This is a genomic window from Cellulosilyticum sp. I15G10I2 (assembly GCF_900095725.1).
Classification (GTDB): domain Bacteria; phylum Bacillota; class Clostridia; order Lachnospirales; family Cellulosilyticaceae; genus FMMP01.
On sequence record NZ_FMMP01000016.1, the window covers coordinates 161,048 to 176,841 of the forward strand.

The 15,794-nt window shown below is 36.7% G+C and carries 8 protein-coding genes; 1 reads left to right on the top strand and 7 read right to left on the bottom strand.

What is annotated here, in order from left to right; all coding sequences use genetic code 11:
* The first annotated feature begins 26 nt into the window (after nucleotides 1-26).
* Nucleotides 27-845, top strand: coding sequence for an alpha/beta fold hydrolase (locus tag BN3326_RS16105; protein WP_070000292.1), 819 nt, complete (start codon nucleotides 27-29; stop codon nucleotides 843-845).
* Here the strand turns inward: BN3326_RS16105 and BN3326_RS16110 are convergent.
* From BN3326_RS16110 to BN3326_RS16140, 7 genes are all read right to left on the bottom strand, one after another.
* On the bottom strand, nucleotides 824-1,315 hold the full coding sequence (locus BN3326_RS16110) for a DNA-deoxyinosine glycosylase (RefSeq protein WP_070000293.1): 492 nt from the start codon (nucleotides 1,313-1,315) through the stop codon (nucleotides 824-826). The two genes, BN3326_RS16105 and BN3326_RS16110, sit on opposite strands and share 22 nt — an antisense overlap.
* Before the next feature lie 256 nt (nucleotides 1,316-1,571).
* Nucleotides 1,572-2,951 carry a GntP family permease gene (locus tag BN3326_RS16115; RefSeq protein ID WP_070000294.1) on the bottom strand — a complete coding sequence of 460 codons (1,380 nt, stop codon included), beginning with the start codon at nucleotides 2,949-2,951 and terminating at the stop codon, nucleotides 1,572-1,574.
* A gap of 151 nt (nucleotides 2,952-3,102) precedes the next feature.
* Nucleotides 3,103-3,867, bottom strand: a complete 765-nt coding sequence (locus tag BN3326_RS16120) for a MerR family transcriptional regulator (protein WP_070000295.1) — start codon at nucleotides 3,865-3,867, stop codon at nucleotides 3,103-3,105.
* Nucleotides 3,868-4,105: 238 nt separating this feature from the next.
* Nucleotides 4,106-11,509 (bottom strand): family 43 glycosylhydrolase, encoded by a 7,404-nt coding sequence (locus BN3326_RS21765; RefSeq protein ID WP_070000296.1) that lies wholly within the window; start codon nucleotides 11,507-11,509, stop codon nucleotides 4,106-4,108.
* A 94-nt stretch (nucleotides 11,510-11,603) separates the two neighbouring features.
* The gene (locus BN3326_RS16130; protein ID WP_070000297.1) at nucleotides 11,604-13,694 is read right to left on the bottom strand and encodes a methyl-accepting chemotaxis protein; all 2,091 of its coding nucleotides are present in this window, start codon (nucleotides 13,692-13,694) and stop codon (nucleotides 11,604-11,606) included.
* 38 nt (nucleotides 13,695-13,732) lie between these two features.
* Nucleotides 13,733-14,740, bottom strand: coding sequence for a galactofuranose ABC transporter, permease protein YjfF (gene yjfF, locus BN3326_RS16135; protein WP_070000298.1), 1,008 nt, complete (start codon nucleotides 14,738-14,740; stop codon nucleotides 13,733-13,735).
* Nucleotides 14,737-15,792, bottom strand: a complete 1,056-nt coding sequence (locus BN3326_RS16140; protein ID WP_070000299.1) for an ABC transporter permease — start codon at nucleotides 15,790-15,792, stop codon at nucleotides 14,737-14,739. Before BN3326_RS16140 ends, yjfF begins: the two co-directional genes overlap by 4 nt.
* Between the last annotated feature and the right edge of the window lie 2 nt (nucleotides 15,793-15,794).

The following is a 15,794-nucleotide window of genomic DNA, read 5'->3' on the forward strand; positions in this document are numbered from 1 at the left end:
TAAATTATATTAATGGAGGTATTCTCTTGGGATACTATATTATGGTTGAACCAGATATAAATGTTTATTTAGAAGATCTTAATCCTGAAGGCAAAAAAGTCATATTATTTCTACATGGCTGGCCAGGAAGTCATGAATTATTTGAATACCAGCTCAATCAGCTGCCTAAGCTTGGTTATCGATGTATTGGTTTAGATCAAAGAGGATTTGGCAAATCTGACAGACCTTTTACCGGCTATGATTATGACCGCTTATCGGATGATGTGAGATGTGTGATTGAATCACTTAAATTAAAAAATATTACTTTAGTCGGTCACTCCACTGGTGGTGCAATAGCTGTCAGATATATGTCTAGGCACAAAGCCTTTGGTGTATCTAAGCTTGTACTTTGTGCTGCAGCAGCTCCAAGTTTGATTGAACGACCTTATTTCCCTTATGGTTCAAAGAAGGAGGTTGTAGAAAATATAATTCATGGAACGTATAATGATCGCCCTAAAATGCTGAGAGATTTTGGGAATACATTTTTCTTTCAGTATATAACTGATGCTTTCTCCGATTGGTTCTTCAGATTGGGACTACAAGCTGCTTCTTGGGCTACTGCAGCAGTCGCCAAAACTTGGCTCGGTGAAGAAAAATTATTTTATGATCTGAATGAAATACAAGTACCCACCTTAATTCTTCACGGTATACATGATAAAGTATGCTTATATCAGCTTGCTGAAATACAGAAAAAAGGTATTAAAAACGCTAAACTTGTTCCTTTTAAATTAAGCGGACATGGCTTATTCTACGACCAAAGGGATAAATTTAGTAAAGAAATAATTCAATTCATTGAAGAGCAATGAAAAATAGTACGCCAGCTTTTTAATTTACTTTCAAACTTAATCGCATGGGCCGGACTTGTAGAAGGTAGTTTTTCAAAAGTTATGCCGTCATATTTAAAACCTATCTTCTTTCTAAAAGTTTCATATCCTTTTGAGCCGTTAAAAAATACGAATTTAATGTTAGGATAGGTTTTAAATAGAAAATCAAAATCATTGACCTCTTCCTCTCTAATAGCTGTATCCAGACTCCCTTCTCTTTCACAGTTTTTAAGAACATCCCATAAGGCTATGTGATGACTTAGAATAAAGGCTTTTCTCTTTTTGTAATCTGTTTCATACTTCTCATCAAACAGTGTATATAAAATACGCCAAAAGTAATTTCTTGGATGTGCATAATATTGTTGTTCTTCCAGTGATTTCACCCCAGGCATAGATCCTAAAATTAATATTTTACATCTATTATCTATAAGAGGCGCAAAACATTTTATCATCTTATTCAGTCCCTTCTTATTTTTTCATCTGAGTCTTTTTAGATTCTTTTTTATTTATTCAACAATTTTAGTTTGCTACTTTTTTTACTATTTTATCATAAAATGATCATCTGCTTGATGAAGTCTTATTTTTTTGCCTAAAAAGAAATAGAGCCAGCAATTGACTCTATTTCTTTTTAGGTTTCTAATGTTTTATAAAAGTATTACAAAAACATCCCTTCACTATATCTGACAATAAAAAACGTATGCACATATATTATAATGCAAATAATGAAATAACAAAAATACTTACCATCGCAACAACCCCCATAACAAGCGTTACCATCGTCTGTGTTTTATAGCCATCTTGCGCTTTCATCTTTCCAAAATTAGTAACTACCCAGAAGTAACTATCATTCGCATGAGAGACTGTCATAGCTCCAGCTCCAATAGCCATTACCGTTAACGCTGCTGCCAGAGGCGTTGTAAGTCCAAGTGCCTGCATCATTGTTCCTGATTCTAAAAATGATCCCATAATACCAGCTGTAGTTGTAATCGCAACTGTAGAAGACCCCTGTGCTGATTTTAAAATAGCTGCAATAAGGAATGGGAAGAAAATACCTACAGTTGATAAAAAGCTTGCATTTTCTTGAATATATTCTACAAAACCAGCTGTTGTAATCACGCGTCCTAATACGCCCCCTGCTGCTGTAATAAAGAGAATGGGTCCTACTACTTGAAGTGTTTCATTTGTCAATGCATTAAAGTCTGCCATTTTATTTGCAAAGGCGAGTAAAATAATACCAAAAACAAGCCCGACTGTTAGTGCAATCATAGGCGCACCTAGAAATGCTACTAATGCCATTAAAGTGCCTTCCCATTTAAGAGCTGATCCAACTGAACCCAACGCCATTAAAAGAATCGGAACAATAATAGGTGCAGTGGCTAAAAAACCATTGGGAAGTGTGCCGTACTCTTTAACTAATTCTTCATATGATTTAATAACCTCTTGACTATCTTGTAATTCTTCTTCTGCTTTTACGCGTTTGCCTATGTATTTAGCATAAAAGTAAGCTGCTATTAAGGTAGGAATGGAAACTAAGAAACCAAGACCCATAATAAGTAACAGATTGCTCCCAAGTCCTACTGCGCCTGCTGCTGCAATAGGTCCTGGGGTAGGTGGAATAAATACATGCGATGCATAAAGTCCTGCTGAAAGTGCAACAGTCATGGCTACACTCGATGTCATGGTTCTTTTACGTATAGCTTTTTTAATAGGATTAAGAATAACAAACCCACTATCACAAAAAACAGGAATAGATACAATCCAACCCATAATGAGTATAGCAAGCTCTGGTTTCTTTTCACCAACTACGCTTATAACCATATCAGCTAATTTGACAGCCGCTCCAGTTTTTTCTAAAATGACTCCTATCAAAGCCCCTAAAATAATAACAATACCTATACTTGTAAAAGTACTGCTGAAGCCGCCTCCAATCGTTCCCGGCAAGTCTTTAAGCGGAATTCCCACCACTATTCCTAGCAATAAGGCTATTCCCATAATTGCAATAAATGGATGCACCTTAAATTTTGAAATGCTTACAATCATGATACCAACTGCTACAATAAAAGTAATGATAAGTGCTACACCTGACATATTTACCCCTCCACTTCATTTTTATTAGTACCAAATGCTAGTACTCCTTTAACTTATGAATCTTCCTTTATTATTTATTCCTAAAACAGTAATATCGCTCAATTAAATCACAAAAAAGTGATTGGTGTATCCAATCACTTTTTCTGAATTATTACTTCTTTAAATCCGTATAGATCAAAATAGCATCTCTTAAAAACTCTGCTGTTCCAGGTTGTTGTTCATCATAATAAGCTTTAAATCTTTCATCATCAACGTACATCTGTGCCAATCCTGCGTGAGCCTCTTTGCTATAATCACTCCAGTAGTAAGTCAGCCACGTTTTATGAAGCTCCGCTGCTTTTTGCGCAAGTTCACTTGCTGGATCACCTGTTTTAATAGCTTCTGCAAGCGTCGCGATCACTTCATTTGCTAAACTTGTTACTTCATTGTATTCTTCCTCTGTCATATGCTTTAGCTTTTCATTTGACTTACGAACTTTTTCCTCGCCATACTTGTCTCTTATTTCTTTACCATACTTTTTCTCATTATCTTCAATCATCTTTTGCTTAAATCCTTCAAATTTTTCTTGATCTGTCATTTTAGTGCCTCCTTCTATTTGGGCTATTGTTTTATTCACATTAGCTATTAATAAATCTAGTTGATTTCTTTTCTCGAGGAGTTTCATGCGATGCTCTCTAAGGGCAGTCTTTCCATCAAAGGAAGGTTGGTTTATTATTTCTTTTATATGCTCCAAACTTACTCCAAGCTCTCTATAAAACAAAATTTGCTGCAGCCTATCCACTTCTTCCTGACCATAAATACGATATCCTGATGAATTAATTCTTGCCGGCTTAAGAATTTCTATTTCATCATAATATCTAAGTGTCCTGGTACTTACCCCCGCGAGTTTACTTAGTTTTTGTACAGTATATTCCATGTTTTTACCTCCTCACAAGATTACTATAAACTATTACGCAGCGTTAATGTCAATAGTATTTTATTTAGATTTTCATAAATTATTTTCCTATTTTTTCAAGCCATTCATGTAAATATACTGTAAACATATAGAAACTTTATGATTATTAGATACACCTTTCTATATTAAATAGTCGTCAAAGAACGCAAAAATGACTATGATCTTATTACTTAAAACCATAGTCATTTTCTTATGTAATCTATTCTTCTGTTTTAAATACTACTTCTTTAGTTATTGGATCAAATTTTACTTGCATACCTAAAAGACGAGCTATCTGCGCGATTGGCAATACTGTTCTGCCATCTTTAATCTGCGGAGCTACATCTAAATCTATCTTCTGACCATCTACAATAGCATATTTTTGGCCTATTACAAGTTTTATTATTATTCTGTTTGTTTTAATTTCAATTGATTTGTCCTTAGCATTCCATACTACATTTTGACTCTCTATCTGAAGCAAGTTAGCCACATCTCTTACGCCTGCCATCGTACGCCCATTTTCTATATATGGTTGTACAGATAACGCTACGTCTCTGCCTCCTTGAGAAGCTGTACCACTTGCTATAGACATCCTAACATTCACGGTAGGAGTATCTGATGGTCTTGGGGCTTCCGGTACAACTGGTGCTGGTATTGGAGTTGTCTGTTGAGTAGGAGTGCTACCACCGCCGCTGCTGCTTCCTCCGCCTGAACTTGAATTTCCTGTTATAACTATTTCACATGTGTCTGATACTTCTGGATTGCTTACTGATACTGCCTTTACTGTAACTGCTCCATTGGCTCTAGCTGTTAATAAGCCTTCAGTACTTAAGTCAGCATAACTGCTTCCATTTACTATAGACCAGGTCACAGCTTTATTTGTTGCATCGGCTGGTGTTACCGTGGCAACCATTTGTAATGTGCCACCTTTAGTTGTGATAGATGATACACCATCTTTTCCTGCTACTGTTAATGCTGTTACATCTACAGTTGTTGGCTCTTCTTCATTTCCTGTTATATCGATACTGCATGTGCTAGATGCTTCTGGATTACTTACTGATACCGCTTTTACTGTAACTGTTCCATTAGCTTTTGCTGTTAATAAGCCTTCAGTACTTATTGTTGCATAACTGCTTCCATTTGCAATAGACCACTCTACGGCTTTATTGGTTGCATGACTTGGTGATACTAACGCAGACATTTGTAAAGTTCCGCCTTTAGTTGTTATTTGCGTTGCACCATCTTGACCTGTTATAGTTAGTGAGTTCACAGGAATATTGACAGGTGTTGTACTGTCATTTGATGGCATTGGCTGAGGAGTCATTGTTGGGCCCCAAACCTCCATCGCATCTATACCATTTGCTTGTGGCACAAATTGTACTCTGTCAATCGCAAGTTTTCTTGGCTCAGTTGTGCCTACTGTGTTATGTGCATGGTAAATCATAAATAGTTCTGTGCCATCTGGCGAGTAAATCAGTGAATGATGTCCTGCTCCAGGTACTAAGCTATTAGATTTCATAATAGGATTGTATTCATATTTTGTCCAAGGGCCAAGAGGACTCGTAGCCGTTGCATAACCTACGCCATAATCTGGACTTTCAAAATGATTTCCCGAATAGGTCATATAATAAATACCTTTGTGTTTGACTACAAAAGCGCCTTCATTAACTCTGGCAACAGGAGGCTTTTGACTCTTTTCCCAGTCCTGAGATACTGCAAATACTGGCGTTAGAGTATCTTGTTTAATAGACATCATATCTTCATTGAGTTCTGCTCCCCACAGAGCATTTCCATCAGTAAATCTTACAAAATACATATACTGTTTGCCATCATCATCTGTAAAGATATGTGCATCAATTTCTTTAATATTGTCATGTATTGGGTTTTTCACATTTTGCTTAAATGGGCCTAGTGGTGAATCACTTGTAGCTACAGCAAGATGTTCTTCAACAGCATAATACATATAGAAAATGCCATCTTTCTCTATTACTTCTGGAGCCCAAAATTGTTTAGTCCCCCATGAATCTTCATTCTTTAACGCCCATCCATCGTCAGTTTCTTTGACCTTCCAGTTTACAAGATCTGTGGATGTATAAACCTTAATGCCTCTTGTCATATTTGGCCAATCAGGCGTATGGGTTCCGTATAAATAATACACGCCATCATAGTAAAGCACATGTGGATCTGCAATACCAGGCATTACAGAGTTGGTATAACTCTCTTCTAATACTGTTTCTTTATAAGAGGATACTTTTACATTATCAAAACTTGCTTCTGCATTAAAGGTACGCAGTCCAATTTGTCCTGTTCCAAAATGTGTTCTTTCAAGAATATCAAACTTAGGATAAGCGTTTACATTAAGTGGATTATCATTAATGTAAACTTCAATATGTCCTTCATTTATAATAACTTTAATACGATAGGTTTCTCCATAATTAATAGGAAGTTTCTTAGTCGCAATCTCATTCCAAACACCATTATTCATCTGTCCAAGGGTGGCTGATTTATTCGCTGCGCTAATACCTATATAATAACCATCAAAAGCATCTGCGCCTTCATTAGGATTTAATACTCTAAAGATTAAACCTGCTTCATTGCCGCTTTTAATCTTAACGTCTGCTTCTAATACATAATCTGTAAAGACCTCATCAGCAATGAGTGCCTTATAGCCTGCACCATTATTGACATGATACTCTCCATTTGCAACATGCCACGTTCCGCCATAAGTAACCCATCCTTCTGCACTGCCATTAAATTTTTCTTCATAAAGCATCTCTGGTGCTGGAATTGATGAAGTAACTGTTACTAAAGCCGTATCACTGTATGTACCATCTTGTGAAATAGCTTTTATGATAACTCGTCCTGGCGCAATACCCGTTACTAGCCCAGTGTGATCTACCTCAGCTATCTTAGAGCTGCTTGAAGTCCATATAACCTCTTGACTTGCTCCTTGATTTGTTATTTTTTCTGTTTCTCCCACCTTTAAAGTAAGATTATTCTTATCTAATTTAATACCACCTTGAAGTTCTTTATAGGCAAAATAATCAAATGTTGCGTCCATACTTACATTAGATACAATGCTGTTTGCAAAAAATCCAACTTTGATATTCTCAAGATTAGCCGTAACTGAATCCGCTGCTTGTATCCACTCATAACCATTCCAATAGAATGTGGTATAGCTATTTCCTATCTTTCTGATTTTTAATGTAACGGTATCTCCGCCAGGATGTGCAGCAAAGTTACCAGCTTTTTTATATACCTGACCTATTTCGTAGGCTGTTTCTATAACTCTTCTGCCGTCCCATACATGGGCAAGCTTGATAAGATTGTCTGCATTTTGCCATACAAAAAGCCCTGCCTGTTCATGATTTCTTCTAATAGGTGCTGAAAGTTTCGTAACGATCTCGAAGTCTTTATTGTCATCTAATGTCTTTAAGAACACATTATCTTGAGAATTATTATTTTGATAAATATCTGTATTTGATGTACTGATAGTCATGTATCCTGTATTTTTTGTAAGGCTCCACTTCGCTTTATTTTCCTGGAATACCGACCATGTACTGTCTAATGCTGTACTATCAAACTGATCTATTTCAAATCCTGTAAGATTAGGTTCTGCTGGATCACCAACAACTGTTACTACGCACTCGGCGTACTTACTTGCATCAGCATCGCTTATTACACGTATGGTTGTGATTCCTACATCTTGCGCTGTTACAAGCAGTGTTGTTGTTCCTAATACTGTATTAGACGATGCTTTAGATATTGCTGCTACCTCTGTATTAGTTGATGTAAATACCACATTTTTTTTTGTTCCTGAAATAGGTTTAACCGTTGCTGTAATTTCAGCAGTTTTACCCTTACCAAGCGTGATACTTTGTTTATCCAAACTGATTGATTCAATTTGAACCGGTGTCCCTATATCATCATTTTTAATTTGATCGAGTACTATATAGTCAACTTCAGCAAAATGAATGTGTGGGTTGAGTTGCATCGTATTATTTCCTTCATTAAGTGTTACATCAATTGAGGAAGGATTGAAGTTGCCCCATCCATATCTTTTATACCTTATAACTTGACCTTGCCCGCCATTCACTGATACAAGATGCTGGGACTCCCCGCCATCACTTCCATTTGCATACATAACAGTAAGAGTATAGTCTCCTGCTTCTTCCACATAAACATTAAATAAGAGCGAATCTATGCCAGGCCTGTCTAAAGCACCTATAACCTTTTCTCCTGAGGCATTACTTGAAGTTCCTACTTTAGCCCCTCCACTCGGAATGGCGTGTTCAGCCTCATATTTGTATCTCCTTATTTCTGGTGTGCCTGATGGTTGATCTATGAGTTCGCCATATCCAACTGGCGTTCCAAAGTTAGGTGTACCATCAGCATGCCATGTAAACTTCTGAGCTCTTATACTTCTATTGGCCCAGCTTCCTCTAGACACTTTGCCAGCATGGTAGACAAGCCAATCTTCAGTCCCATCTGGAGATACTGTAAAGCAGTTATGTGCTGCACCATATGCCCCTGGTACATGGGTGAATACTGGCCCTGTTTTTGTCCATGAATTTGGATCCATGATATCATCACCATCCGTATACGTTAACATTCCTAGACAATAAGTATCACTCCAGCTTCCGCTTGCAGAATATACAATGAATATTTTTCCATCTTTTTTCAATATTTCCGGACCTTCATTAATATAAGGATATTCATTCATTTCCCATGGTTGATCTGGTGTAGATATGCGAACCCTATCTCCACTTATAGTCCACGGATTGCTCATTGGCGCTATATAAAGACTCTGTCTTCCATCTGTATAGCCTTCCCATCCTGACCACACAAAATATAAAGAACCATCATCTTTTTCAAGAGTTACCCCATCAATAGCCCATCTATCAGTAGGATCAGTAATTTTCCCTTTAAATGTATAGCTTCCTTGTGGATCTTGTGTATCGCTTTCAAGTACATACATACGATGATTTGCATTATTACCATCATCCGCTGCAAAATAAATATACCATTTACCTTGTATATATTGCAGCTCTGGCGCCCATATCCCTTTAGAATACATTGTGCCACTCGGTGGTGTGTAAACTGTCACTCTTGGCACACTACCAATATCCTGTAATCTCTTAGCTTTTGCAACGACAAGGGCGGCATCATTGTCTGATTTACAATAGTAATAGTAACCATCTTTAAATACTACGCTTGGATCAGCTGCCCCTGCACCGCCTGCTACTTGTACAATAGGGTTTCTAAACTGTGTACTTGCACTTACAGTAACTGTGCAAGTATCTTTATAATCGCCATTAACAGTTGCTACTGTAATAGTTGCCGTTCCTTGCACATGTCCTACTACAACACCTTTGTCATCTACTGATGCAATACCAGGTCGATCTGATGCCCATGTTACTTTTTGATTAAAGGCATCTGCTGGCTCAATATTGGCAACAAGTTTCTGACTTTCTCCTTCATTTAATACAAGTTCTTTTTGTACGGATACACCTGTTACACTTTTTGAATTGTAAATGGGCAGTAATACCGTTTTATCTAAACTTGGCCCCGACCAGTTTAAATGCATGCTGGCATCTCCAGTGTGGTGTATATACTCTACTTTAATAGCATATTCTTTTTCAGCTTCTAAGCTAATCTTTCCATTTGCTTCTTCTATTATATTGGTGGATTTATCAATAACTTGAGTCTCACCAATCCAAACCCTTGCAATATTATCACTCTCTACATAGATTGTGTACTCTCCTGCTGCCTTAGATTTGATTGTTCCCATCCAACGGATTGAAAAATGATCTTCTCCCATGCCGACAGAAGCATCTGGTGACCCTGTCCCTCTTTCATCCCCTAAATCAAAGTCAATTCTAGGTGTAATAGAGGTCTTTTTAAGGTCTGTAAAGGTTTCATCATTAAAATACTGTACATTAAAGACAGCTAAATTATCTAAATTACCACGTATAGCTACAATATCATCTATACTCCATGGATGGCCATCAGGATATACAACCCCATGGAAAGGTTCTGCTGGTTCATAGTCAAGAGGATTTGTGTCTGATCCCCAAGGAAATCTACAATTATCTCGACCTATACCTAGTTCCCATAAAACAAATCCAATACCTTTATCGTAGTAATTTTCAACAATACCTGGCACTGTCTGAGTCCATCTATTCATAACCTCATCTGCTAACGTAGATTTGTTAGCAATTGTAGCTCTTGTTCCGCCTATATTGACTGGATAATCGGCATCATAAGGATGCCATGTAATAAAATCTGAGAATGGCCCTCCAGAAAATTGTCCACTAGTCGCTGAAACTGGAATTTTTGAACCTATTTCTTTAATCCAAATTCTTGAATCATTCATCAGTTGCTTAGTGACTTGGTCCATGAGGCCGCTTTCGCCATTACTTGGCTCATTATAGGTATTCCAAAAGGCAATTCTATCATCATTTAAATGAGCACTAACAATACCTTTTACATAGTCCTCCATTTTTTTCTTCATGATGCCATCAGCGTTATTGTACTGCGCTTTATAAGTATCACCTGGTCCTTCTACCCATCTGCTGTTATGTGCGCCATATCTAGGGGCAATGGCAGGATCATAATCATAGTCTGGATAATCATCCCAGCAATCATCAAAGAATACTACTTGTACCTTAATACCATATTTATCTGCACGTTGCAGAAAATCTTCGAAGTTTGCAAGTAACTTTTCACTTTCATGTTCCCATAAAAGATTATGCAGATAAACTCTCACAAGATTAAAACCATAGTCATGGGCATAAGAAAGTTCTCTGTCATTAATGACAGGATCATACTCTTTCCACTGCTGAATTTGATTAACAGCATTGGTAGGCACAAAAACAGCTCCTTTTACCCATGACCAGTCGTATTCTGGCTCTATAATTTCTCCAAGATCTGTTAAAGCAACATCACTATACGTAGCATCTGTAAGCCAAGTCCTCATGCCAACTGAACCACTCTTAAACATATCATCAGCTACACTCACTACATGATTGCCATCTACATAGACATCAATGCTGCTTCCCTTTGTAATGACCTTTAATCTATACTTCGTACCTTCATTAACTGGATAAGGGATAGCTGCCAGCTCTGTCCAGTTATTATTAAATCTTCCTACCTGAACTCTGCCGTTTTTAGTTATTCCGGCATAATAACCTTTAAGCATATCTGCACCATTCTTAGGTTCAGTTACTCTAAAAATTAATCCTGCATTTCTATTGCTGTCCGTACCTCCCGCTATAGATACATCAGCTTCATATGCAAAATTAGCCACATTTACATCCTTTGCAACGATCTTATAGCCTGTCCCCCTATTGACACTGTAAGTACCATCCGCTATATGCCAATTACCTTCATACTGAGTCCATTCATAAACTTGGCCAGTTGTCGTTTGCGCAATAGTCTCTAATTGCAAAACTTGCTCAGTTGTTGTCTGGCTCTCTTGATCTAGCTGTAAGATAGCAATCTGCTCATCTTCTATGACTTGCTCAGCATCTGCAGCATAGAGTACTTGTGCCAAACTATTCGTTACTATCAAAGATGCTACAAGCGTCATAATAGATAACTTCCTTAGTCTTCGTTTAAACATATCCCAATTACCTCCTCTACATTATCTTATTGTTATTTATTTAATGTCGTATACCATATAGATATAGACAATAAATCTAATCCTACAAGATCACTTACTCTACCTTAAACCTTTTATAAGTATGTTTAAGTTCATCAATGCTTTGATGCAATATATCTCCCATTTGTGTCATCTCTTCTGAATAACTAGCTTGTACTGAACACTGCGCACTCACTTCCTCTGTAATGCTAGTGGACTGTTCTATGACTTGTGATATCTCTTCTATCTCATACATCACTTCATCTTTCTTAAATGCAACCTCACCGAGTAAAGCTGTAACACTCTGTATGGCCCTATTCAAATTTTCCATTTCATCAAGTATGTCATTAAATTTCTTTGTAGTTGCCCTAACGATAGGACCCTGCTCATCTGAAAAAACTTTGGCTTGTTCCATGTGTTTTAGTACCAGCTTGTTTTTATGATATATACTTCCGATCATACCTTCAATTTGATCTATAGCTTGCTTGGTATGATTCGATAACTTTCTGATCTCATCAGCTATTACCATAAATCCTTTTCCTGATTCTTTAGCTCTTGCAGCTTCTATAGCTGCATTAAGCGCCAGTAAGTTAGTCTGTTCATTAATTGATTTGATGATATGGAGAATCATCCCAATATTGTTAACCTCTTCTCCTAGTGCTTCAACATCTTTACTTACTATTTGAGTAATTTTGTTAGCCCCTTCAGTATTATCAATGAGTATACTCATTTCACTTTTAGCTTTTTCACTCATATGGATTGTGGTTTGCGAAACTTTTTTGATACTGCTCATTTTTTCACTCGTATCATTGATATCGCTGTGTAAGCAGTTCATTAGCTGCGAACAACTTTCTATTTTTTTACTTTGGCTGAGCGCACCGGTCACAATACTACTTACCGCAAGCTCAACATCTGCCGCAGATGTTGTTGTATTACATGCTATAGTTTTCAGCTGCATCATATTCTCCTCAACTGCATGTGTTACTTCTTTAGCATCTAAAATAACAGTTCTAAGTGCCTCAATCATTGCAATTAATCCATCTCTTAGTACCGTAATCTCTCTATTATGAACCGGTATGTCTTTCGTCAATTTATCGCTCCATTCGAGATTGCCCTGTTGTACTTGTGCTATGTAAGTGGCCATGATTTTAATGGGTTTAGAAATTCTATTTGAGAAGAAGAGACTAATAATAACAATGGTAATAATAACTAGCACCATGATAAATATGAGTTGATTCCATACTAAATAAAGGTGCTTCATCAATACATGAATATGTCCATCCAGAATAACTTTCCATCCATTATCAAGCGTTGCAAATGTAATAAGTTTGTTATCGTAAACAGTTGTAGCACTCTGTTCACTTAAACTGTTGATGTAAATGATATACTTCTTAAACTGCTCCTCAAAATTTTTATTACCTACTAAATCTTCATTATCTGATAAAATAATATTGCCTTGTTCATCTATCATAAGTATTGGAATTTCTGCATCTATAGTCGATACTTTTAATAACTCTGTATAGTAAGAGCTATTTATTGAAAAGATAACAACGATATTTTTCCCATCCTGATTTTGAAACTTTTCACCCACATAAATGCCTTTGGTATCTTGATTTAAGAGTTTAAACCAGCATTGTTCATTTTTTCCTAAATCTTTGATTGTTTGATACATTTCAGAGCCTAGGAATTCTTGACTGATTAAATAATCGTCTAATGTACCAAGATTCTTATCCGTTCCTAGTGTAGAATCTTTTTTGTAGATAAGCTTATCCTCATATATTATAAATATCCCTTTTAAGTATTTACTGTTTACTATAGCCTCTACTGCCTTAGCACTTAAATTACCTTCTAATTCATCTAAGCGCTGAGCTGAAAGCTTATAATACTGATTGATATATTGTATCGTTTCATCACTGTATAAAAGCGTATTTGTATCTTGCTTAATGTCTTGTAATGTATAGTTAATGTTAGTTGCTAATTGTTCTATCATCTTTTGGGAGTAGATGCCAACAGACCTTTGTATGGAGCCTTCTATCTTTCCTTTTACAATAAGTCCTAATACAGCCGTGGGAATAATACTGAGTATGAGTAATAAAATAATTAATTGTGTTGACAACTTAATCTTATTGTTAGATGTACTTTTTTTATAACTTTGGAAAATCTTCATTGACATCAACCCCTATTCATATAACTTTATAAGACGATTTACTTTGATGTCGATGCTTTTGTCTGAGGTGTATTAAATCGCTTAACTTGATGCCCTCTACTTTCAATAATCCTTTGAAGCACTACAAACAGACATAATAATGCTGCCACAACTACTTTAGTCCACCATGAACTAAGGTTACCTTGGAAAATAATGATCGTTTGAATAATACCTTGAATAAGTACTCCAAACATCGAACCTATAACTGTTCCTACGCCTCCTGTAAGCAGGGTTCCGCCAATGACTGCTGAGGCTATCGCCTCCATTTCGAGTCCAATATTTTGAAGACCATATCCAGATAATGTATAAAAACTAAAAACAATCCCTCCTAATGCTGCACAAAATCCGCTCAAAGCATAAACCCCTACTTTAATTGCTGCTACCGGAAGCCCCATAAGTCCTGCTGATTGTTCGTTACCGCCAATTGCATAAACACTTCTACCAAATTTAGTGTACTTAAGGACTACGGTTGTAATAATAATCATCACAAGTGCGATAATAACACTTATAGATATAGACATCTTAGGTGCAAGCTTAACTTGATAATTCGCTATAAAAGAATAAGTTGGATTGGTAATACTTATAGACTCTGTACTGATGACATAACAGATTCCTCTATAAAGAAACTGCCCAGCAAGTGTTGCAATGAACGGTTGAACTTCATAATGATGAATCATATAACCCATTACAAACCCACCAAAGGTTCCTATCGTAAGGGATAACAGCATAACTGCTGCAGGATGCCAGCCTTTTTGAAGCAAGTCTGCTGAGAACATGCATACAAAAGCTACCACTGATCCAACTGATATATCAATGCCGCCGCTTATGAGTACAAATGTCATGCCGACCGCAACAATAATCAGATAAGCATTATCGATTAAAAGGTTCAAAAAAACCTGGGGGTTTAAAAATCCCCTATAAGTTAACGATCCAGCTGCAAAAAGTGTGATGAATAATACGATTGTAACAAGCATTGAAAAATGCTTTTTTAGGATACTGCTTATCATGATATCTGGGCTCCCTTCTTAAATAAGAGATCTTTTGACTTTTTAAGAGACATAAAACGTCCAAATGCTGCTGCTCTAAATTTATTAGATTGAAATAGACAAATAGCTATTATAACAAGCGCCTTTACAAGAGATATTGTTTGCGGTGGCACCCCAAGCGCATATACAGTAGTTGTCAGACACTGTATAACAAGTGCTCCAATAACACTTGAACCTATAGAAAATCTGCCTCCATTTAAGGAGTTGCCCCCAATAGCCACAGATAAAATCGCATCTAGCTCAATAAATAATCCTGCATTATTACAGTCTGCGCCTTTTATGTTTGAACTAATTAAAATGCCTGCCAGGGCAGCCATAACCCCTGAAATCACATAGGTTATTAATTTTAACTTATCAACTTCTATCCCCGCTAGATGACTTGATCTATTATTGGTTCCTAAAGATTCAAGAAACAATCCGAATGATGTTCTTTTTACAAAAATCAAAATAACGCCTAGCATTATAAGTACAATAAACAAAGCAAATGGGAGTCCAAATAAATACCCTGCTCCAATAAAATAATACTCATTAACCATTGGTGCTGAATTTATGGTAACAATTTTACCTTTTGTAATAAGCTGAGCAATACCTCTGCCTGCTGTCATTAAAATAAGTGTAGCTACTACAGGCTGAACTTTAATCTTAGCTACTAACAAACCATTCCAAATGCCACATACCACGCCAGATGCAAGTGCCAGTAGAATAGCAAAAAGTAAAGTATTATTAAAACTGCCTATTCGTCCATCAATAATACTGCAGGCAATAGCTCCAGAAATAGCAACTACTGAGCCTACGGATATGTCTATCCCCCCTGTTGCAATAACCATCGTCATCCCTATAGCAAGAAGTGCCAGCGGTGCTACATTTTTAAGTATATCTATGATGCTTCCATAAAGATGCCCTTCTACTACTTGTATACTAAAGAAATTCTTTGTAAATACAGCATTAAAGAGGAGCAATACCACTAAGGCGATAAGCGGCCAGAATAAACGTGATTTAACCAGTCTACCCATAA